The sequence below is a fragment of the Megasphaera sp. genome, assembly GCF_047831605.1.
GTDB lineage: Bacteria > Bacillota > Negativicutes > Veillonellales > Megasphaeraceae > Megasphaera > Megasphaera intestinihominis.
On record NZ_CP181255.1, the window covers coordinates 2,079,761 to 2,100,827 of the forward strand.

19 protein-coding genes are annotated in these 21,067 nt (G+C 56.7%); 18 read left to right on the forward strand and 1 reads right to left on the reverse strand.

What is annotated here, in order from left to right; all coding sequences use genetic code 11:
- Nucleotides 1-159: 159 nt before the first annotated feature.
- Nucleotides 160-684 carry a ribosome hibernation-promoting factor, HPF/YfiA family gene (gene hpf / locus ACFWUB_RS09950; protein WP_014017019.1) on the forward strand — a complete coding sequence of 175 codons (525 nt, stop codon included), beginning with the start codon at nt 160-162 and terminating at the stop codon, nt 682-684.
- 191 nt (nt 685-875) lie between these two features.
- Here hpf and putP read toward each other — a convergent pair whose 3' ends face one another.
- Nucleotides 876-2,381, reverse strand: coding sequence for a sodium/proline symporter PutP (gene putP / locus ACFWUB_RS09955; RefSeq protein ID WP_302755300.1), 1,506 nt, complete (start codon nt 2,379-2,381; stop codon nt 876-878).
- Between the two features lie 231 nt (nt 2,382-2,612).
- Here putP and secA point away from each other — a divergent pair, with 231 nt between their 5' ends.
- From secA to rsfS, 17 genes are all read left to right on the forward strand, one after another.
- Nucleotides 2,613-5,078: a preprotein translocase subunit SecA gene (gene secA / locus ACFWUB_RS09960; protein ID WP_036200638.1), complete on the forward strand. Its 2,466-nt coding sequence runs from the start codon at nt 2,613-2,615 to the stop codon at nt 5,076-5,078.
- A 93-nt stretch (nt 5,079-5,171) separates the two neighbouring features.
- A protein-coding gene (gene prfB / locus ACFWUB_RS09965; RefSeq protein WP_416184403.1) for a peptide chain release factor 2 occupies nt 5,172-6,294 on the forward strand; the annotation gives its coding sequence in 2 pieces (ribosomal slippage) (nt 5,172-5,240 and nt 5,242-6,294; 1,122 coding nt in all).
- A 5-nt stretch (nt 6,295-6,299) separates the two neighbouring features.
- The gene (locus ACFWUB_RS09970; RefSeq protein ID WP_292261503.1) at nt 6,300-6,986 is read left to right on the forward strand and encodes an LmeA family phospholipid-binding protein; all 687 of its coding nucleotides are present in this window, start codon (nt 6,300-6,302) and stop codon (nt 6,984-6,986) included.
- A gap of 23 nt (nt 6,987-7,009) precedes the next feature.
- Nucleotides 7,010-9,058 (forward strand): DUF5693 family protein, encoded by a 2,049-nt coding sequence (locus ACFWUB_RS09975; RefSeq protein ID WP_416183888.1) that lies wholly within the window; start codon nt 7,010-7,012, stop codon nt 9,056-9,058.
- Nucleotides 9,051-10,184: a polysaccharide pyruvyl transferase CsaB gene (gene csaB / locus ACFWUB_RS09980; RefSeq protein WP_416183889.1), complete on the forward strand. Its 1,134-nt coding sequence runs from the start codon at nt 9,051-9,053 to the stop codon at nt 10,182-10,184. Before ACFWUB_RS09975 ends, csaB begins: the two co-directional genes overlap by 8 nt.
- Nucleotides 10,181-10,867 carry a cell division ATP-binding protein FtsE gene (gene ftsE, locus ACFWUB_RS09985; RefSeq protein WP_416183890.1) on the forward strand — a complete coding sequence of 229 codons (687 nt, stop codon included), beginning with the start codon at nt 10,181-10,183 and terminating at the stop codon, nt 10,865-10,867. Before csaB ends, ftsE begins: the two co-directional genes overlap by 4 nt.
- Entirely contained in the window at nt 10,857-11,744 is an 888-nt protein-coding gene (gene ftsX / locus ACFWUB_RS09990) for a permease-like cell division protein FtsX (RefSeq protein ID WP_278948224.1), read from the forward strand. The genes ftsE and ftsX overlap by 11 nt, the downstream gene beginning before the upstream one ends.
- A gap of 1 nt (nt 11,745) precedes the next feature.
- Nucleotides 11,746-12,930 carry a murein hydrolase activator EnvC family protein gene (locus ACFWUB_RS09995; RefSeq protein WP_416183891.1) on the forward strand — a complete coding sequence of 395 codons (1,185 nt, stop codon included), beginning with the start codon at nt 11,746-11,748 and terminating at the stop codon, nt 12,928-12,930.
- Between the two features lie 38 nt (nt 12,931-12,968).
- Nucleotides 12,969-14,126 (forward strand): S41 family peptidase, encoded by a 1,158-nt coding sequence (locus ACFWUB_RS10000; RefSeq protein ID WP_416183892.1) that lies wholly within the window; start codon nt 12,969-12,971, stop codon nt 14,124-14,126.
- A gap of 135 nt (nt 14,127-14,261) precedes the next feature.
- The gene (obgE, locus tag ACFWUB_RS10005) at nt 14,262-15,533 is read left to right on the forward strand and encodes a GTPase ObgE (RefSeq protein WP_292108361.1); all 1,272 of its coding nucleotides are present in this window, start codon (nt 14,262-14,264) and stop codon (nt 15,531-15,533) included.
- A 111-nt stretch (nt 15,534-15,644) separates the two neighbouring features.
- Nucleotides 15,645-15,938: a YhbY family RNA-binding protein gene (locus ACFWUB_RS10010; protein WP_020310895.1), complete on the forward strand. Its 294-nt coding sequence runs from the start codon at nt 15,645-15,647 to the stop codon at nt 15,936-15,938.
- Nucleotides 15,939-15,951: 13 nt separating this feature from the next.
- Nucleotides 15,952-17,082: a glutamate 5-kinase gene (proB, locus tag ACFWUB_RS10015; protein ID WP_416183893.1), complete on the forward strand. Its 1,131-nt coding sequence runs from the start codon at nt 15,952-15,954 to the stop codon at nt 17,080-17,082.
- A gap of 15 nt (nt 17,083-17,097) precedes the next feature.
- Nucleotides 17,098-18,342: a glutamate-5-semialdehyde dehydrogenase gene (locus ACFWUB_RS10020; protein ID WP_292298674.1), complete on the forward strand. Its 1,245-nt coding sequence runs from the start codon at nt 17,098-17,100 to the stop codon at nt 18,340-18,342.
- Nucleotides 18,343-18,489: 147 nt separating this feature from the next.
- Nucleotides 18,490-19,131: a nicotinate-nucleotide adenylyltransferase gene (gene nadD, locus ACFWUB_RS10025; protein WP_416183894.1), complete on the forward strand. Its 642-nt coding sequence runs from the start codon at nt 18,490-18,492 to the stop codon at nt 19,129-19,131.
- Complete coding sequence (yqeK, locus tag ACFWUB_RS10030; RefSeq protein ID WP_020310890.1) at nt 19,089-19,685, forward strand: bis(5'-nucleosyl)-tetraphosphatase (symmetrical) YqeK; 597 nt, start codon at nt 19,089-19,091, stop codon at nt 19,683-19,685. Before nadD ends, yqeK begins: the two co-directional genes overlap by 43 nt.
- Before the next feature lie 2 nt (nt 19,686-19,687).
- A complete protein-coding gene (locus tag ACFWUB_RS10035; protein WP_416183895.1) occupies nt 19,688-20,656 on the forward strand; it encodes an LCP family protein in 969 nt (322 codons plus the stop codon).
- A gap of 27 nt (nt 20,657-20,683) precedes the next feature.
- Nucleotides 20,684-21,067 carry a ribosome silencing factor gene (rsfS, locus tag ACFWUB_RS10040; protein ID WP_014017001.1) on the forward strand — a complete coding sequence of 128 codons (384 nt, stop codon included), beginning with the start codon at nt 20,684-20,686 and terminating at the stop codon, nt 21,065-21,067.

Sequence of the window (21,067 nt, forward strand, 5' to 3'; positions counted from 1 at the left end):
CCGTTGGCCCCAAAATAAAAAAATTCAAATTTTTTTGTTTTTTTTAGAAGGAATTTGCATCCCCGTGTTGAATACTATACATATAAGGGAAGAGACCACAAGGAATGAAAGCCATACATTCTTTAGACAGGATCTCCCCACGAAAGGAAGGGATGTTTTATGGCAACCATCGTTAGAGGTAAAAATTTAGAAATTACACCGGCTCTGAAAGATCACGTTGAAAAACAGGAAAAGAAAGTTACGAAATACTTTGATAACGAAGTCAATGTCCAGGCCCTGCTTTCTGTAGAAAAAGATCGGAAAATCGCTGAAATCACGTTGAAAGTCGACGGTGTCGTTCTCCGCGGCGTCGAAGCCAACGATGATATGTATGCTGCTATCGATTTAGTCTATGATAAACTGGTCCGCCAGATTCATAAATACAAAACAAAAATCGCCCGCCGCATGAAGAAAGGCGCTTTCAATGACGCTCTCGTCGAAGGGCCGGCTGTTCCGGAAGAAACCTTTGAAGTCGCCCGCGTCAAGAAATTCGCCGCTCGTCCGATGGACGTCGAAGAAGCTATCTTGCAGATGAACCTCGTAGGCCACGACTTCTTCGTCTTCCTCAACTCCAAGACCGATACGATCAATGTCGTCTATAAACGGAAACACGGGAAATACGGCCTCATCGAACCGGAATACTAGGGGTTGTCCGTGGCTCCCTTGATAGGGGAGCTGTCAGCATAGCTGACTGAGAGGTTGAAAAGATGAATAAAAAAGCTGTCGCATTAAGCAGGAATGCATAATGCGACAGCTTTTTTAAGTATTAAGTTTGCAGGAGAGGCAAATAATGGCGGTCTGCGACTGCGGCCTGCGGGCTCGCCACGTGCGAGCCCCTACTCTTCCTCATTGTGGAGGACGCTGATTTTGGGAGTATGGTGGATGGCTTGTTCAAATTCGTCCTGGATTTCCTGGCTCGGTCCGCCGTCGAGTTTGCTGACGATGTAGATGGCGATGAGCGAGAAGAGGAAGCCCGGTACGATTTCATAGAGGCCGAACCAGGCGAACTGTTTCCAGATGAGGACGGTCAGGCCGCCGACGATGATGCCGGCCAGGGCGCCGTTCTTGGTCATGTTCTTCCAGTACAGGGACAGGAGGATGGTCGGGCCGAAGGCGGCACCGAAGCCAGCCCAGGCATAGGAGACCATGGTCAGGATGTAACTGTTCGGGTTGAGGGCCAGGACGATGGCCAGGGCGGCGACGACGAGGACCGTCAGGCGGCTGACGTAGATTAATTCTTTATCGCTGGCATTCTTGCGGACGAAGGTATGATAAAAGTCCTTGGAAATGGCCGAGGCCGTGACCAGCAGCTGCGACGAGGCCGTACTCATGATGGCTGCCAGGACGGCGGACAAAATAAGGCCCGAGGCAAAGGGCGGGAAGAGCTGACGGCTCATGACCAGGAAGACTTTTTCCGAATCGGCGCCGACTAAAGGCGTCGGGACGATGACTTTGCCTACCAGGCCGACCAGGACGGCAGCGGCCAGGGAGATGACGACCCAGGTCATGGCGATGTGTTTCGATTTCTTCAGTTCCGTCGGGTCGCCGATGGCCATGAAGCGGACCAGGATATGGGGCTGGCCGAAGTAGCCGATGCCCCAGGCCAGGGCGGAGATGATGCCGATGATACCCGTCGTCGTCGTGTCCGGTGCCATTTCCAGGAGGTTCGGTGCCGTCGTAGCCAATCGGGTCATGACGGCGTCGCAGCCGCCAAAGGCGATCATGCCGACCAAGGGGACCAGGACGATGGCCAGGAACATCATGCAGCCCTGGATGAAGTCGGTCCAGCAGACGGCCATGAAGCCGCCCAGGAAGGTGTAGATGACGACGACGCCGGCACTGAGCAGTAGGGCCGAGAAGTAGTCCATGCCGAAAACCGATTCAAAGAGCTTGCCGCCGGAGACGAATCCCGATGACGTGTATATAAGGAAAAATATAAGGATGAAAATAGCCGAGATGATGCGGATGATATTTTTTTCATCGTGGAAGCGGTTCTTCAAATAGTCCGGCATGGTCAGGCTGTTGTTGGCCACTTCGGTATAGTTACGCAATCTCTGGGATACGAACTGCCAGTTGAGGTAGGTACCGATGGCGATGCCAATGGCAATCCAGGCAGCCGAGATACCTGTAGAATAAGCGAAACCCGGGACGCCCATGAGCATCCAGCCGCTCATGTCCGATGCTTCGGCACTCATAGAAGTGATCCATGGACCCAGGCTGCGCCCGCCGAGAATGTAATCGCTCAGCCGCTGCTGGGACCGGGAATAATAGACGCCAATCGCCAGCATTGCCAGTAAGTAGAGGGCAAAGGCTGTCAATATGGACACATCATATTGCATCATAATGATAAAACCCCTTTCACGTGGTGGATAAATAAATAATAAAATCATTTTAGCATATTCATGCGGTGTTGTATATGGGAAAATACCTGTTCTTTCCCAAAGGAATCCCCTTATATTTTCTTAAATCCCTTTGAAACGGTTGCAAAATAGGCGCCAATCACGGTATAATGTATAATTGATATAATATCACAGAGTAGATTGCAAATTGTGTAAATTGGAGGTCTCGGATAGGTGTTTAATAAACTGATACAAAGACTGCTCGGGAATAATACCGAGCATGAATTAAAGAAGATGTGGCCTATTGTCCGCCGCATCAACGACCTGGAACCGAAATTGGCAGGCCTGAGCGATGCGTCGCTGCAGGAGAAGACCTTCGAGTTCAAGAATCGCCTGGCCAACGGAGAAACGTTGGACGACATTCTGCCCGAAGCCTTTGCCGTCGTCCGCGAAGCTTCGCGCCGTGTGACAGGGATGCGCCATTTTGACGTCCAGCTCCTGGGGGGTATCGTCCTCCATCGCGGGGATATCGCCGAAATGCGTACGGGTGAAGGCAAGACCTTGGTCGCGACGCTGCCGGTATACCTCAATGCCCTGACGGGCAAGGGCGTCCACGTCGTCACGGTCAACGACTACCTGGCTACCCGCGACAGCGAAGATATGGGCCGCATCTATAAGTTCCTCGGCCTGTCCGTCGGCCTCATCGTCCACGACCTCACGTATGACCAGCGCCGCCGGGCGTACAACGCTGACGTCACCTATGGGACGAACAACGAATTTGGGTTCGACTACCTGCGCGACAACATGGTCATCAGTGAAGACCAGATGGTACAGCGGCCGCTCAACTACTGTATCGTCGACGAAGTGGACTCGATCCTCATCGACGAAGCGCGGACGCCGCTCATCATTTCCGGCCCGGGTGAAAAATCGACGGACCTCTATTATACGCTGGCAGGCATCGTCAAGACCTTCACCAAGGACGACTACACGATGGACGAAAAGCAGAAGACCATTGCGCCGACCGATTCGGGCGTTGCCAAAGTCGAAAAGATGCTGGGTATCAGCAACATGTTCGACAACGACCACCTCGATTTGAACCACCTGGTCATCCAGGCCCTGCGGGCGCGCTTCATGATGCACCGCGATAAGGATTACGTCGTCAAGAACGGCGAAATCGTCATCGTCGATGAATTCACAGGCCGCCTCATGTTCGGCCGCCGTTACAGCGATGGCCTGCATCAGTCCATCGAAGCCAAGGAAAACGTCAAGGTCCAGGGCGAAAGCAAGACCCTGGCTACGATTACCTTCCAGAACTACTTCCGTATGTACGACAAGCTGGCCGGCATGACTGGTACGGCCAAGACGGAAGAAGACGAATTCAACAAGATCTATAAACTCGACGTCTACGTCATCCCGACCAACAAACCGGCTATCCGCCGCGATCTGCCGGACGTCATCTACAAGACGAAGAACGCCAAGTACCGCGCCGTCGTCCGGGAAGTCAAGAAGCGCCACGCTACGGGCCAGCCGATCCTGGTCGGCACGACGTCCATCAACCAGTCGGAAATCCTCAGCCAGCTCCTGGATAAGGAAAATATCGTCCACAACGTGCTCAACGCCAAGTACCACGAAAAAGAAGCGGAAATCATCAAGAACGCCGGCCAGAAGGGCATGGTCACCATTGCCACCAACATGGCTGGCCGCGGCACGGACATCAAACTCGGGCCAGGCGTCGCTGAACTGGGCGGCCTGATGATCATCGGTACGGAACGCCACGAAAGCCGCCGTATCGACAATCAGCTGCGCGGCCGTGCCGGCCGTCAGGGCGACCCGGGTACGACGCAGTTCTTCCTGTCTCTGGAAGACGACCTCATGCGTATCTTCGGCTCGGAAAACATTTCCAAGTTCATGGATAAATTGGGCATGGATGAAGACGAACCGATTACGGCCAAGATGATTACCCGGTCCATTGAAAAGGCCCAGAAGAAAGTCGAAAGCCACAACTTTGAAATCCGTAAATACGTCCTGGAATATGACGATGTCATGAACCAGCAGCGTGAAGTCCTCTACAGCCAGCGCCGCCAGGTCCTCACAGCCGATTCCCTGCGCGATACTATCATGGGCATGGTCGACGATATCATCCACGAAGGCCTGGACAAATACGCCAATGAAAAGCTCTATCCTGAAGAATGGGATTTCGCCGGCCTCCTGAGCCAGATGCAGCAGTATTTCGTGCCCAAGAACGCTACGTCTGTGGAAGAACTGGAAAACCTGAGCCGCGTCGAAGTCCAGGATAAATTGAAACAGATTGCCGTCGACCTCTATGAAGAACGCCTCAAGGAAATCGGCGAACAGACCATGAAGGAACTGGAAAAGGCCATCATGCTCCGCGTCGTCGACAGCAAGTGGATGGACCACCTCGACGCTATGGATGCCCTCAAGGAAGGCATCAACCTGCGGGCTTACGGCCAGAAGAATCCGCTCGTCGAATACAAATTCGAAGCCTATGAAATGTTCGAGGAAATGATCGAATCCATCAAACGGACCGTCGTCACCTTCCTCTATCATATCCAGGTCACGTACAGCAAGCCCGTACCGCAGGCGGAAGATCATCTCCAGGGCGCTCACGAAGTCCACGAAGAAAGCAAACCCGTCAGCGCCGAAGACATCAAGAAAGACGAAGAACGGGAACGGCAATGATGGCGTAGGGGCGTCCACGTGGGGCGCCCGCGCGAATTCTGTGAACATCCTATTATAGTTATTTTTATTTAGAAAAAGCAGGTGATACTTGTGTTGTTAGATGAAATGCGTAAACCGCTGGAAGACCTCAAACATAGAATACAAGAAATCGGGGATTCACTTTAACTTACCTCGGAAAAAAGAACGTATCATGGATTTAGATATGCAGATGAGTGACCCGACCTTCTGGGATGACCCGGACAAGGCCAAGAAGATTTCCCAGGAAGCGACGCTGCTCAAGACGGAAGTCGAAGGCCACGAAGAACTCGTCCGCAAAGCTGATGACCTCAGCGACTATTTGGAAATGGCCATGGAAGATGGCGACGCCTCCTTTGCCGAAGACATTGAAAAGCAGTACCACGACCTGCTCAAGAACATCGAAAAGCGGGAAGTACGGCTCCTCTTGTCCGGCGAATACGACAAGTGCAACGCCCTCATTACCTTCCACGCCGGTGCCGGCGGTACGGAAGCTCAGGACTGGGCACAGATGCTCATCCGCATGTATACCCGCTGGGCTGAACGCAATGGCTACAAACTGACCGTCCTGGATATGCAGCCCGGTGATGAAGCGGGCATCAAGAGCGCTGCCTTCCGCGTCGAAGGCGAATACGCCTATGGCTATTTGAAATCGGAAAAAGGCGTCCACCGCCTGGTCCGCATTTCGCCTTTCGATGCCGCAGCCCGGCGCCACACGTCCTTTACGGCTGTCGATGTCATGCCGGAACTGCCGGACGACGTCGATGTCGAAATCAATATGGACGACGTCCGCGTCGATTACTTCCGCGCCTCCGGTGCCGGCGGCCAGCACGTCAACAAGACGAGTTCCGCTGTCCGCATGACTCACATGCCGACGGGCATCGTCGTCCAGTGCCAGAATGAACGGTCACAGCTGCAGAATAAGGAAATGTGCCTGAAGTACTTGCGGGCTAAGCTCTTTGAATTGGAACAGGAAAAGCAGGAAAAACTGAAAGCCGAAATCGGCGGCGTCCACCAGGCTATCGAATGGGGGAGCCAGATCCGCTCGTACGTGTTCCACCCGTACAACCTGGTCAAGGACCACCGGACCAATGTCGAAACGGGCAATATCCAGGCTGTCATGGACGGCGACCTGGACATCTTCATCGAAGGGTATTTGCAGCAGGAAAAAGAAAATAAGTTAGCAAAGCAGGAGCTCTAAAGTAAATGAAAAAATGGATGATTTTCTTTGTCATCGTCGCAGCCCTCTTGGTCGGCGCCAATTCCTATGCGCCCCAGCTGGCCGAAGCCGGCCTCTGTCAAGCCTTGTCGGCGACACTCAATCTGCACAGCGATGATGTCCGCGTCCAGGCGTCGCCAGGGGCGAAGATCTTCCTCGGCGACATCGACGCCATTACGGTTCATGCCAATAATTTCCAGGCTGGCGATCTGACCTTCGCCCACTTCGACTGCAATCTCTACGGCGTCCATTTCAAGCCGCTCCTGGCCCTGGCCGATCAGGAAGTCCGGGTCACCCGGGCCGAGAGCGGTGAGATGACGGCATCCATCCGCAGCGAAGAACTGGAAAAGTTCCTGGTCAAGAAGGTCCAGGGACTGACGGACCCGCAGGTCTCCTTTGAAGACGACGCCGTCCGCGTCCAGGGGCGGGTGAAGCTGGGCGGCCTCGTGTCGGCCCAGGCTGATGTCCGCGGTCATTTTGGCATGAAAGGGTCGAAGCTCATGTTCATCCCGTCGTCCGTGACGGTAGAAGGCATGGGCATGCAGATCAGCACGACGCAGATGGCCAATGCTGAGATTTACGACTTTGCCGGGTTCCCCTTGGGAATCCAGCCGGACAGCGTCACCATGCGCGACGGCCTCCTGACCATCCATGGCCAGGTGAGCAACTCATAGATAAGGTGAAGAGAATGACAAACATGAATAAACGCAGTATGCTGGCGATGATACTGGCCGTCTTTATCGGCCTCGTATGTGCGCTGGGCATGTGCGTACAACGCAATGCGATAGAAAATGAGTCGACGACGGTAGAACAGGCTATGGATTATGATGCCATCGTCGTCATGGCCCGTAACGACGGCTACGACCTCGACACGGCACTTCAGATGTGCCGCGATGCCGGCGTTACGAGCTTTGCCATTTACGATACTACCCTCAATAAGCTGACCCAGCGCGGCGAACTGTCGCTGGTGACGAAACTCGGTGCCGACCTCTATTATCCTCAGTTCGGCATTACCGACAAATCCTATGACTACTACCTCATCGGCAAGCCCCAGGGCCAGACGGACCTCTATTTCGACGAAGTCGTGTCCGACCTCAAGACCCGCCTGGGTGACGATAAAGTCAAGATCATGTCCCATGGCCCGTACCGTATTGCCGGTATTCAAGGTGTCATGCCGGGCTTAGGCGATGTCAACCTGGGTATCCTCAGCGCCGACGCCAAGACCATCAGCGACCACGGCTTCCACGTCATCCTGCGGCCGACGAATTACAGCAACCCGACGAAGGAACAGGTCGCTCATTTCTTCGACCGCGTCGACCAGATCAAGAACGTATCGGGCATCATGTTCGTCGGCAAGGAAGTCCTGGGCTATACGCCGGTCAACGCCGAACGCAAGACCATGCTGGACTATACGGCGGACAACCTGAACGACAGGGACATTCCTTTCTATATGATCGAATCGGTCAACCAGCTCCAGTATAATCAGCAGGACGGCATGTATGACCTGGCCGGCCTGGTCCATTACCGCACGGCCCGCGTCTATGCCATGGCCAAGGAAGAACTGGAAAAGATTACGCCTGAAGAAGCGGCTATGCGCTTTTACATCAGCGACCTGGAACGCAATGCCCGGGTCAATCTCTATCCGCTCTATAAGAAGCCTCTCCACGGCATGAACCTGACCCAGACCAACTTGTCTTACGTCAAGATGGTTTCGCAGAAACTGACGGACCGGGGCTACACCCTGGGCCGGGCTTCCATCATGCCGGCCTATTATCCGAACCGCCTGCTCCTGGCCATTACGGCAGCGGCAGCAGCCTGCGGCTTCGTCTTCGTCCTCAACCTGCTCCTGCCCTTGACGGACCGCAAGAACTACATCCTCATGGGCCTGGGCATCGTCTGTGCCGTCATCGGTGCTATCGTCGCCAAAGGGGCCTTGTTCCTCCAGGTCTGGGCTATCGGCTGTGCGACAGCTGCGCCGACAGCGGCCATTCTCCTGGCCCTGGACCACTGGAAGAAGATGAAGATCACTAAGAAACTCGGCTATGGCCGCGTCGTCCGCGATGGCACCATCGGCTTGTTCTTTGCCGTCGCCGTGGCCATGATCGGCGGCCTCTATATCGCCGCCATGCTGGGCAATATCCGCTTCTTCATGGAATTCGACTTCTACCGCGGCGTCAAGCTGACCTTCATCCTGCCCCTGATCCTGGTGGCTATCGGCTATCTGCGCCGCTTCCCGCTCATGGGACAGACCATCGCCTCGCCGGAAGACCTAAAGGTCTTCGTCAAGGATTTCCTCAATATTCCCATTAAGATGGGGACCATCCTTATCCTGGCCGTCCTGGCCCTGGCTGGCGTCATCTTCGTCGGCCGCAGCGGCCACACGGCAGGCGTCCCCGTACCGGGCGTGGAAGTCGCTATGCGCCGCTTCCTGGAAAATGTCCTCTATGCCCGCCCGCGGGAAAAGGAATTCCTCATCGGCCATCCGGCCTTCTACCTCATGGTCGCTGCGCTGTACCGTAAATGGCCGCAGCTGCTGCACTTCTTCCTGGTCATCGCCGCTGCCATCGGCGTCGGCTCTATGGTCGAAACCTTCGCCCATATCCGCACGCCTTTCCTCATGTCCTTCATCCGCGGCATCAACGGCTGGGTGACGGGCATGGTCATCGGTATCGGCCTGATCATCGCCATTGCCATCGTCAGCTATGTGACGACGTGGCTGGGAAAGCAGGTGGCCCATCGTGACTAGAGTCGTTATTTCCGGCTATTACGGTTTTGCCAATGCCGGCGACGAAGCCATGCTGGCGGCCATTGTCGGCTCCCTGAAAGACATCATTCCCGACGTATCGATTACGGTCATCACCGGCAACTGCCGCATGACCCGGGAAAACCATAACGTACAGGCTGTACACCGCCTGAACTTCTTTGCTATCGCAGCGGCCATTCGCCGCTGTGATATTCTTATAAGCGGCGGTGGCAGCCTTTTGCAGGACGTGACCAGCGCCCGCAGCCTCTATTATTACTTGTGGATCATGAAAATCGCCCTGTTCTTCAAGAAGCCCGTCATGCTCTACGCTCAGGGCATCGGCCCCGTCCGCGGTGCCAAGGCCCGCCGGGCTGTGCGCGATGTCTTGCAGCGCGTCGCCGTCATCGGCGTCCGCGATGCCGATTCCAAAGCCGAACTGGCCGCCATGGGCGTGACCCGGCCGCCTATCCATGTCACGGCTGACGCCGTCTTGTCCATGCATCTCGTCGATAAGAACATCGGCCTCTATATTCTCAAGAAACACGGCATCACCGGCATCCGCCGGCGCCTGGGCATTGCCGTCCGCAACTGGCAGGACCATGAAGCCTATAAGGACGCCATTGCCGCTGCTGTTGACGAGCTGCAGGAAACACAGGACGTCCACGTCATCTTCATCCCCATGCAGTACCCGGCCGACGTCGAAGCCGGCCGCGACATTGCCAGCCGCATGAAGACGAAAGCCGTCGTCCTCGACGGCCACTATACGACGGTGGAATTCATGTCCCTCATGGGCTGTATGGATGCGGTCATTGCCAACCGCCTGCATGCCCTCATCTTTTCGGCTATCATGCAGGTGCCGGCGACGGCCGTGTCGTATGACCCGAAAATCGACAGTTTCATCGACCTCATCGGCGATAGGGTCTGCGGCACGACAGAAGACGTCCAGGCTGCGGATATCGTCGCCGACGTGAGCCAGAAATTGGCTCTCGGCCATTTGGCGCCGGAAATCAAGGCCCGCCTCAATCACCTGCGGCGCCAGTCCCTGCGCAATGCCTATCTGGCCCTGCGCATCCTGGAAGGCCGCAAGGGCGTCCGCAAGCGCCTGCAACAGCATCGGAGGTCCTTATGATTGAATTAAAGAACGTATCCAAGGTCTATGACAATGGCTCCATTGCCCTGGACCACGTATCGCTCCATATCGGCAAGGGCGAGTTCGTCTTCGTCGTCGGCGCCAGCGGGGCCGGCAAGTCGACGCTCATCAAGCTCTTGTCCTATGAAGAACTGCCATCGCGGGGTTCGGTCTTCGTCAACGGCATTGAAGTCAATAAGCTGGCCAAGAACCGCGTGCCCTATCTGCGCCGTAAAATGGGCATCGTCTTCCAGGATTTCCGCCTCCTGCCCAATAAGACGGCTCAGGAAAACGTGGCCTTTGCCATGGAAGTCATCGAAGCGCCGCGGCGCCTCATCCGCCGCCGTGTCCGCGATGTCCTCGACCTGGTCGGCCTGGTCGGCAAGGCCGATGCCCTGCCTAAGAACCTCAGCGGCGGCGAACAGCAGCGCGTAGCCATCGCCAGGGCCATCGTCAACCGGCCGCTGCTGCTCATTGCCGATGAACCGACGGGGAACCTGGACCCGGAAACGTCGCGGGACATTATGGAAGTCTTCAAGAAAATCAACCACATGGGGACGACAGTCCTCATGGTGACTCATGATAAGACCCTCGTCGACATGATGAACAAGCGGGTCATCGAAATCGACGGCGGCAAAGTCGTCCGCGATGAACAGAAGGGGGGATACGACGATGAAACTTAGGACCATGCGCTATTACATGACCGAAGCGCTCCAGTCGTTCTGGCGCAACCGCTTCATGTCCATCGCCTCTATCGCTACCGTCGCCTTGTCGCTGTTCATCCTGGGCCTTTTCCTGACCCTCGTGGCCAACCTCGATTACTTCGCCGAGAACCTGGAAAGCCAGGTCGAGATCACGGTCTACCTCAAAGACGACGTGAGCCAGAAGGACATCGACAGCGTCGGCCGCCGCCTGAGCGCCCTGCCCGACGTGAAGTCCGTTGCCTTTACCGATAAGGACCAGGCCATGGATATCCTCAAGGAACGCATGAAGGACCAGCCGGGTATCCTCGACGCCCTGGACGGCAAGAATCCCCTGCCCAGTTCGTATGAAGTGACCTTTACGGAACCGGAAGCCGTGCGCCGGACGGCGGACATCGTTTCCGATTATCCCGAAGTCGAAGGGACTCATTACGGCCAGGAAATCGTCGAACAGCTTTTCCAGATTACGCGCATCATCCGCTGGGGCGGCATTGCCTTGATCATTTTCCTGACCCTGGCCATGCTGTTCATCATTTCCAATACGATCCGCCTGACCGTCTTCGCCCGGCGCAAGGAAATCGCCATCATGAAATACGTCGGCGCGACGAACTGGTTCATCCGCTGGCCGTTCCTCCTGGAAGGGCTGCTCCTGGGCTTCATCGGCGGCGTCCTGGCTGACCTGGCCTTGTGGCAGTTCTATGGATTCGCCGTCACGGCCATCCATCAGTCCCTGGCCTTCCTGCCCATGGTCAGTGTCTATCCCTTTATGTACCGCACGGCGGCCATCCTCCTGGTCATCAGTATGATCATCGGCGCCTTGGGCAGTACGATTTCGCTGAAACGATATATGAAGGTGTAATATGGTAAGAAAATACATTATCCTGGCCGTAACGGCAGCCCTGTTGTCGCCGTGCCTCCTGTCCTTTGCCGACGATGACCTGCAGGACCAGCTGGACGACGTCCAGACCCGCATGGCCGAGCAGAGCGAAAAGAAGGCCCAGGCCCAAATGGTCATCGACAACGTCAGCGACAAGCTCTATGAAATCCAGAAGAGCCTGGAAGCGGCCCAGGGCGAATACCGGACGGTAACGGCTGACCTGGCGGCGACAGAAGAAAAAATAGCCGCGACTCAGGCCGAGCTCGACGAGAACCGGGCCCGCCTGGAGAAGCGGGAGAAAGTCTTTACCAGGCGCATCCGCGACGTCTACATGCATGGCCAGCTGAGCTATCTCGACGTCGTCCTCGGCGCCAAGGACTTCAGCGACTTCTCGAACCGCCTGGAGCTCCTGCGCCGCGTCGTCGATGCCGATATTTCCCTTATTTCCGACATCCGCCAGGAACGGGCAGCTATCGAAGCGGCCCAGAAAGAGTTAGAAGTACAGCGCGACCGCCAGGCCAAGCTGCGCGATGAAGCGAAGGCCAAGCGCGACGAAATCGCATCGCATAAAGAAGAACAACAGGCTGTCCTCTACCAGGCTCAGACCGATAAGGCCACGGCTGAGAAGGCTTATGCCGAATATCAGCAGGCTTCCCAGTCCATTGCCGAGATGCTGCGCCAGCGGGCGTCGGCTGAAGCCCAGCCGGCTCCGGCCGCTCCCGACAGCAGCGACCAGGGCGAAAGCAGTGATGCCGGCAGCTCCCAGCCTTCCGGCGGGGGAGGGACCGGTGCCATGATCTGGCCCGTCAACGGCGTCATCACTTCGCCTTACGGCTATCGGACTCATCCCATCTTCGGGACGACCATCTACCATAGCGGTATCGACATCGGTGTCGATTATGGGACCCCTGTCCAGGCCGCCGACGGCGGGACTGTCGTCGAAGCCGGCTGGGTCAGCGGCTATGGCTATGCCGTCGTCATCGACCACGGCAACGGCCTGTCGACGTTGTACGGCCACAATCAGGAACTCGCCGTTTCCGCCGGCCAGAGCGTCTCTCAGGGCCAGGTCATCGCCTACGCCGGATCGACAGGCAACTCCACCGGCCCTCACGTCCACTTCGAAGTCCGCGCCAACGGCGACCCCGTCGATCCGCAGGGATATGTTTGAGGTATGAAGTTTGATACACTATACAAGGAGGCACCCTGATGGGGAAACATAGTTTACGGCAGACGTGGGAGAGCGTCCGCCGGCCGCTGGGATATGTCTGCAGCGGTATGATCATCATGATTGTCGCCATGGTTGGCCTCTTTTGGTATTATACGGGCCGGCCTTCGTCGATGTTCGAGTTTTTCCGGACCTTGGAAATCATCGAAAGCCATTATGCCGAAAATGTCGATAAAAACGCCATCTTTGACGGTGCCTTGAAGGGCATGGTCAGTACTTTGGGCGATAAACATTCGACCTATCTCGGCGGCGATTTGTATAAAGACTTTTCCGCCCAGATGAGCGGCACTTACGCCGGCATCGGCGTCTACATCGCCTCTACCGATGAAGGCATCCTCATCGCCGGTGTCATGGAAGGCAGTCCGGCTGAGGAAGCGGGTCTCCAGCGCGGTGATATCCTGGTGTCCATTGATGGCACGTCCGTCGAGGGCTATCAGCTGGAAGATGTGTCCCAGCACATCCGCGGACCTGTCGACACCAGCGTCGACCTCGTCGTCCGCCGCGATGGCGAAGAACAATCCTTTACCGTCCAGCGCCGCCAGATCCACGTGCCGACAGTCGCCGGCAAGATGGTCGACGGCACGGACGTCGGCTATATCCGCGTGGCCGTCTTCAGTGATGGCACGGCTGACGATTTCACCAAGGAATTCACCAAGCTCCGCGAGCAGGGCATGAACAAGCTCATCCTCGACCTGCGTGACAACCCGGGCGGCATCGTCGAACAGGCTGTCGGCGTGGCCAGCAATTTCGTTCCGCCCAACAGTACCATCGTGTCTTATACGGAACAGGATGGCAAAGTGGACCAGTACACGGCCCAGGGGACGGATGACCCGATTCCCATCGTCGTCTTGGTCAATGAAAATTCGGCCAGCGCTTCGGAAATCGTCGCCGGTGCCGTCCAGGACATGAAACTCGGACCCATCGTCGGCGTCAAGACCTACGGCAAGGGGACCGTCCAGGGCGTCTTCCCCGTCGACTCGGCATCAGCCGTCAAAGTGACCGTCGCCAAGTATCGGACGACGAATGGCCGCGAAATCGACGGCGTCGGTATCGAACCGGATGTCGTTGTTCCCTTGACGCCGTCCGACCCGGAAGACAGCCAGTTCGAGAAGGCTTTGGAAATTATTCAGGAAAAATGACTTTACAGATGAGCGAATATGCTTTAAAATTTGATAGTAACGTCAATTAGATATTTTTGGACAGATAGACAGGAGACATGGTATATGTATGCTGTGTCTCTTTCTGTATCCGCATGTATTCCTATGAGGTGAAATATGTTTATAGACAGAGCAAGAATTTTTGTACAGTCCGGCAAGGGCGGCGACGGCATGAGCAGTTTCCGTCACGAAAAGTTCGTCCCCAAGGGCGGGCCGAACGGCGGTGACGGCGGCCAGGGCGGCAACGTCGTCCTCGTCGCCGACCGCAACGTCAATACCCTGGTCGACTTCCGGTTCCGCCGCCTGTTCAAGGCCAAGCCCGGCGGAAAAGGTGAAGGCAGCAACAAGTACGGCCGCAATGCCGAAGATTTATTGATCACTGTTCCCTTGGGGACCATCGTCAAAGATGAAGAAACGGGCCAGGTCATGGCCGACTTATCCCGCGACGGCCAGAGGGCCATCGTCGCCAAAGGCGGCCGCGGCGGCCGCGGCAACTGGCATTTCCGCACCAGCGCCAACCGGACGCCGACCTTTGCCGAACGGGGCGAACCGGGGGAAGAACGGTGGCTGCGCCTGGAACTGAAGGTCCTGGCTGACGTCGGCCTCCTGGGTTACCCCAGCGTCGGCAAGTCGAGTATCCTGCGCAAGGTTTCGGCAGCTCAGCCGGAAGTCGCAGCTTACCACTTCACGACGCTCAACCCGATTTTGGGTGTCGTCAACCTGCCGGACCACCGCAGTTTCGTCATGGCCGATATCCCCGGCCTCATCGACGGCGCCAGTGAAGGCGTCGGCCTGGGCCACGATTTCCTGCGCCACATCGAACGGACGAAGATCCTCATCCACGTCGTCGACGTGTCGGGCATCGAAGGGCGCGACCCCATCGAAGACTATGAAAAGATCAATGCCGAACTGGCGAAATACAGCGAAAAACTGGCGCGCAAACGCCAGGTCGTAGCGGCCAACAAAATCGACCTCCTCGGCGATTCGGACAACCTGGAACGGCTCATGGACTACATGACCGCTCACGGCGTCGAAGTCTATCCCATCTGCGCCATGACCGGCGAAGGCATGGACAAGCTCCTGGAACGGGTCTGGACGATGCTCGAAGAGTACGTCGAAGAACCGGACGAAACGACGGAAGAAGTCGTCTATAAAGCCCAGAATAAGCCGGACTTTGAAGTCAAGCGCGACGACGACGGCGCCTTCGTCATCACCGGCGCCCGCATCGAAAACCTCGTCGCTATGACCAACTTCGACGACGACCAGTCCCTGCGCCGCTTCCAGCGCATCTGGCGCTACATGGAACTGGACAAGCTCCTCCAGGAACACGGCATCCAGGACGGCAACACCGTCCGCATTTATTCCATGGAATTTGAATACCACAAATAACGCAGGCCGCCATTGGCTCCCCTGATAGGGGAGCCATCGTAGGGGCTCGCACGTGGCGAGCCCGCCTGAGTCCAACATATTTTATATAATAATGAGCACAAGGAGATCCATATGAACAATAAAGATAAGAAGCAACTCAAGGGCATGGCCAGCCTCATGCCGTCTGTCGTCCAGATCGGCAAGGACGGCCTCAGCGATGCCGTCATCGACAGCGCCCGTGCTGCTATTACGGCGCGGGAACTGATCAAGGCCCACGTCCTCAACAACGCCAATCTGCCGACGAAGGAAACCATGGAAGATTTGGCCGATATGCTCGGCGCCGAACTCATCCAGGTCATCGGCCACTACGGCGTCTTATTCAAGAAGAAAGACAAGAAATCTCATTACGAATTTATTAAAGACTAGGACGTGAGGCTTTGTGAACAGTACAAGCAGGGACTTCGGCCAGAAGAAACGCATCGTCGTCAAGGTCGGGTCCAGCACCATTTCCCATGCTACGGGAAAATTGAACTATCGGCGTATGGAACACCTGGTCCGGGAACTGGCGGATCTCCAGAACCAGGGTAAGCAGATGATCCTCGTCAGCTCCGGCGCGACCAATGCCGGTATGGCGCCGCTCCACATGGACCACCGGCCCCGGTCGATACGGGAAAAGCAGGCTCTCGCCGCCGTCGGCCAGGGCGTCCTCATGCATACGTATGAACGGCTCTTCCGCGAATACGGCCAGGTCGTCGGCCAGGTCCTGCTGACCCGCATGGATTCCCAGGACCGGAGCAAGTTCATGAACTCTCGCAACGCTTTGCTGACGATGCTCGACATGGGCGTCATTCCCATCATCAATGAAAACGACGTCGTCGCCGTCGATGAATACAAAATCGGCGACAACGACACGCTGTCGGCTATGGTCAGCGGCCTCGTCGACGCCGACCTGCTCATCCTCTTGTCCGACATCGACGGCCTCTACACGGATAATCCGCGGACCCATGATGATGCCAAAATCATCCCTGTCGTCGACAACATCGACAAGCACATCTATGAAATCGCCGGCGACGCCGGGTCCAGCATGGGCACGGGCGGCATGTACACTAAGATACAGGCCGCGTCCATTGCCACGGCAGCCGATGTGGACATGGTCATCGCCTCGGGCAGTGAAGACGGCATCATCAGCCGTATCTGCGCCGGCGAAGAAGTGGGGACGCTGTTCAAAGCTAAAGAAACGCCGCTGCACTCGAAGAAGCGCTGGCTCGTATCGGGCAGCAAGGCCCAGGGCCGGCTCGTCGTCGACCAGGGCTGCCGCAATGCCATCATCGACTGCGGTTCGAGCCTCCTGCCCGTCGGCATTACCGCCGTCGAAGGCATCTTCGATGAAGGGGACATCGTCAGCGTCGTCTACGACGGCCTGACCATTGCCAAGGGCATCAGCAACTACAGCAGCGTCAACATCAATGCCATCAAGGGCCTGCAGTCTGCGGATATTCCCAAGGTCCTGGGCCACAATGGCATTTATGAGGAAGTCATTCATCGCGATAATCTCGTCGCCATGTATTAAAAGGGGGTATTTTCTATGATATCCGAAGTATTCCGCAAAGGCCGTGACGCCAAGGAAGCCTCGTACGTCCTGGCCGCTGCCTCTACGGCGGAAAAGAATCAGGCCCTGGCCGCCATCGCCGACGGTCTCGTCGCCCATGAAACCGATATCCTGGCAGCCAATGCCGTCGACTTGCAGCGGGCTAAAGCCAAGGGCATGGCGTCGGCCATGGTCGACCGCCTGACGCTGACCAAAGAGCGCATCGCCGCCATGGCCGAAGGCGTCCGCCAGGTCATCGCCCTGCCAGACCCGGCCGGCGTCGTCCTCGACGAATGGGACCGCCCCAACGGCTTGCACATCCGCAAGGTCAGCGTGCCCTTAGGCGTCATCGCCATCATTTATGAATCGCGGCCCAACGTCACGGTCGACGCCGCCGTCCTCTGCGTCAAAGCCGGTAATGCCTGCGTTCTCCGCGGCGGCAGTGAAGCCATCGCTTCCAATACGGCCCTGGCCAAAGTCATCCGCGAAAGCCTGGCCGCAGCCGGCCTTCCGGCCGATGCTGTGAACCTCATCGAGGATACCGACCGGGCCCTGGTCAAAGAACTCTTGACCTTGCGCCGCTATATCGACCTGGCCATTCCCCGCGGCGGGGCCGGCCTGATCCGCATGGTCGTCGACACGGCGACAGTGCCTTGCATCGAAACGGGGAGCGGCGTCTGCCACGTCTACGTCGACAAGGATGCCGATTTGGACATGGCCGTCAGAATCGTCGAAAACGCCAAGGTCTCGCGGCCGTCGACGTGCAACGCCATGGAAACGCTCCTGGTCCACCGCGACGTGGCCCAGGCCTTTCTCAAGAAACTGGCGCCGGTCATGAAAGCCGACGGCGTCGAGCTGCGCGGTGACGACGAAGCCTGCCAGTCCAGCGCCATGAAGGCTGCCAGTGACGACGACTGGGCGACGGAATACAACGCCCTCATCATGTCGGTCAAGGTCGTCGGCTCCCTCCAGGAAGCACTGGACCATATCCGCCGTTTCAGCACTCACCATTCGGAAGCCATCATCACGGAAAACAAGGCCACTGCGGCTGCCTTCCAGGCCGCCGTCGATTCGGCCGCTGTCTACGTCAACGCGTCGACGCGCTTTACCGATGGCTTTGAATTCGGCTTTGGCGCCGAAATCGGCATCAGCACGCAGAAGCTGCATGTCCGCGGACCCATGGGGCTGGAAGCTCTCGTGTCCTATAAATACCTCGTCGACGGCGACGGTCAGGTCCGTTGAGGCTGCGGAAGCTGCGCGGGTATGGACGGACCCTGCGCCAGTACGCTGCGTCGCCGAAGACACAGTTTGAATACCGGCATTATGCCAGATTTTTATTGCTTTACGCGTTAGCAGTAGCTATCGCCTGGGGAGGAATCTATTGGTACCATGGAAATCACTAGGCTCGGCATCATGGGAGGGACCTTCAATCCCATCCATTTAGGCCATCTCATGATCGCTGAAGAAGCGCGCCAGACCTTTCACCTGGACAAGGTCCTCTTCGTGCCGTCATACATCACGCCCAACAAGAACGTCAACGGCGCGACGGCCGAGCAGCGCCTGGCCATGACGCGCCTGGCTACGGCTGACAACCCGCATTTTACAGTCAGTGATATGGAGATGCACCGCAAGGGCAACTCCTATACGGTCGATACGCTGCGCTTCCTGAAGAAGCTCTACGGACCGTCGTATATCTTGTATTTTATATCCGGTACAGACACGATCCACGACCTGTACAACTGGAAGGAACCGGAAGAAATCCTGAAGCTGTGCCAGTTCGTCGGAGCGACCCGGCCCGATGGCTCAGAACAGATCGATTCCATCATCGCCTCTTTCGGAGAGCTGGGGAAGCATATCCTCAAGCTGCCCGTACCGACCATGGAAATCTCATCGACAGAACTGCGCCGCCGCATCCGCTTAGGGCTATCTGTGCGCTATATGATACCGCCGGCTGTGGCCGAATACATCAGAAAAAATGGAGTATATCAATGTACAACGAAGAATTCAAAGATAGAATCAAAGAGGATTTAAAGAAATCTCTGTCTTCTCATCGCTATACCCATGTACTGGGTGTAGCAGCAGCGGCCCGCGAATTGGCAGACCGCTACGGCTGCGATGCCGATACGGCTGAAGTAGCCGGCCTTTTGCACGATGCTGCCAAACAGCTGCCCCTGCCGGAGATGCAGGCACTGGCGGAAAAATCCTTTCCCGTCCTGCCGGCACCTATCCTGGCTAACGGCGGCCTGCTCCACGGCTATGCGGCCGTGACCATCGCCAAGGAGCGCTATGGCATTACCGACCCGGCCCTCTTGGGGGCCGTCGCCCACCACACGACCGGGGCGGAACAGATGAGCACCCTGGAAAAAATCATTTTCCTCGCCGATTACATCGAAGTGAACCGCGACTTCGACGGTGTCGACGACCTGCGCCAGGCAGCCAGGCGCGACCTCGATGAAGCCGTCCTCTTGGGCTATGATTCGACGATCCGCCATCTCCTCGACCAGGGCAAACCTATTTTCGTCGGCACCGTCGTCAACCGCAATGCCCAGATCGACGTCGTCCGTGCCGCAGATGGGAAGGCCTGAGGATGACACAGGAGAAACGAAGAAAGATATTATACCGCATCCTGGCCGTCGTCGCCGCCATCGCCATCGTCCTGGCAGGCCGGTCCCTGTACCTGCATTACCAGTCCATCAAAGAGGCGCCGATCCAGCAGGATGTGCCGGACACGAGCCAGACCCAGAGCGACAGCTCCGTCTTTGCCCAGACCAGCCCGGACAAGCCGCTCTACGTCCTGCTCCTCGGCACCGATGGCGGGGACCCGCAGCAGGCGAATTTCGTCGGCGTCGCGGCTATCAACAAGGCCAAGAAGCACATCGACATCATCATGCTGCCTGACGATACGAAAATCGAAGGGCGCAAGGAAAAGGGCATCCAGGAATTGCAGGATGTCTACAGTGAAGGCGGCATGAGCCTGGTCCGGGCCGTCGTCGAAGACATTTTCCACATCCCCATCCCGTATTATGCGACCTTTACGGCCGATTCCTTCTCGAAGATGGTCGACCTCAGCGGCGGTGTGCCGATTTACGTCGAAAAGAACATGTACCACGGCGACGAAGCGACGGGGAAGACCGACATCAACCTCTTCCAGGGCTATCAGATCCTGACCGGGAAGGAAGCCGCCGGCTATATGCGCTATATCGACGCGGACGGCTATCTGTCGCGGACGCAGCGGCAGGAACGGTTCATCAAGAACTTCTATGAAGACCGGCAGGACTGCTTCGGCGTGACCAATGCCTTCTTCATGTACCGGGCCTGGCACAACGTCGATTCCAACATTTCCGCCAAGGACATGGCCCAGCTGGCCTTCGATTTCCGCGGCGTGACGGCTGACAACATCGATTTCTATATCCTGCCCGGCGAAATGGCCATGAGCGGCAAGAACGGCGATACGAAATACTACTGGACCTACGATCCGGTCGAAGTCCAGAAAGTCATTGGCCGCACGAACAACGCCATCTCGACGGCGCCGGAACCGGATGATACGAAACAATAATTACGTCATAAAGGAGTTACTATATACATGCCAATTACCATGAAAGCAGCGAAAGCTGAACAACCGAAAGAACTGAAGAGCTATGAAATTGCCTGCAAGGCCGCTGACGACAAGAAAGCCTGGGACATCGTCACCCTCGATATGAGCGATTCGTCCCTCATGGCGGACTACTTCGTCATCTGCAGTGCCCGCAACAACCGGCAGTCCCAGAGTATTGCCGACAATATCGAAGAACAGATGGAAAAGAACGGCTATGATGTCCGTCACGTCGAAGGCTACCGCGAAGGCAAGTGGATCCTCATCGATGCCGGTGAAGTCATTGCCCACGTCTTCGTCGAACAGGATCGTCAGTATTACGATCTGGAAAACTTATGGTGCGACGCACCGCGCATTGCCTACGAAGGTGAATAA

What these genes read in the sequence shown, in the direction of transcription:
- ACFWUB_RS09975 (WP_416183888.1), top strand. Translation starts at nt 7,010, where the DNA reads ATGAATAAACGCAGTATGCTGGCGATGATACTGGCCGTCTTTATCGGC.
- putP (WP_302755300.1), bottom strand. Translation starts at nt 2,381, where the DNA reads ATGATGCAATATGATGTGTCCATATTGACAGCCTTTGCCCTCTACTTA.
- yqeK (WP_020310890.1), top strand. Translation starts at nt 19,089, where the DNA reads ATGTACAACGAAGAATTCAAAGATAGAATCAAAGAGGATTTAAAGAAA.
- hpf (WP_014017019.1), top strand. Translation starts at nt 160, where the DNA reads ATGGCAACCATCGTTAGAGGTAAAAATTTAGAAATTACACCGGCTCTG.
- ftsE (WP_416183890.1), top strand. Translation starts at nt 10,181, where the DNA reads ATGATTGAATTAAAGAACGTATCCAAGGTCTATGACAATGGCTCCATT.
- ACFWUB_RS10000 (WP_416183892.1), top strand. Translation starts at nt 12,969, where the DNA reads ATGGGGAAACATAGTTTACGGCAGACGTGGGAGAGCGTCCGCCGGCCG.
- obgE (WP_292108361.1), top strand. Translation starts at nt 14,262, where the DNA reads ATGTTTATAGACAGAGCAAGAATTTTTGTACAGTCCGGCAAGGGCGGC.
- ACFWUB_RS10020 (WP_292298674.1), top strand. Translation starts at nt 17,098, where the DNA reads ATGATATCCGAAGTATTCCGCAAAGGCCGTGACGCCAAGGAAGCCTCG.
- rsfS (WP_014017001.1), top strand. Translation starts at nt 20,684, where the DNA reads ATGCCAATTACCATGAAAGCAGCGAAAGCTGAACAACCGAAAGAACTG.
- nadD (WP_416183894.1), top strand. Translation starts at nt 18,490, where the DNA reads ATGGAAATCACTAGGCTCGGCATCATGGGAGGGACCTTCAATCCCATC.
- ACFWUB_RS10010 (WP_020310895.1), top strand. Translation starts at nt 15,645, where the DNA reads ATGAACAATAAAGATAAGAAGCAACTCAAGGGCATGGCCAGCCTCATG.
- ACFWUB_RS10035 (WP_416183895.1), top strand. Translation starts at nt 19,688, where the DNA reads ATGACACAGGAGAAACGAAGAAAGATATTATACCGCATCCTGGCCGTC.
- ftsX (WP_278948224.1), top strand. Translation starts at nt 10,857, where the DNA reads ATGAAACTTAGGACCATGCGCTATTACATGACCGAAGCGCTCCAGTCG.
- ACFWUB_RS09970 (WP_292261503.1), top strand. Translation starts at nt 6,300, where the DNA reads ATGAAAAAATGGATGATTTTCTTTGTCATCGTCGCAGCCCTCTTGGTC.
- ACFWUB_RS09995 (WP_416183891.1), top strand. Translation starts at nt 11,746, where the DNA reads ATGGTAAGAAAATACATTATCCTGGCCGTAACGGCAGCCCTGTTGTCG.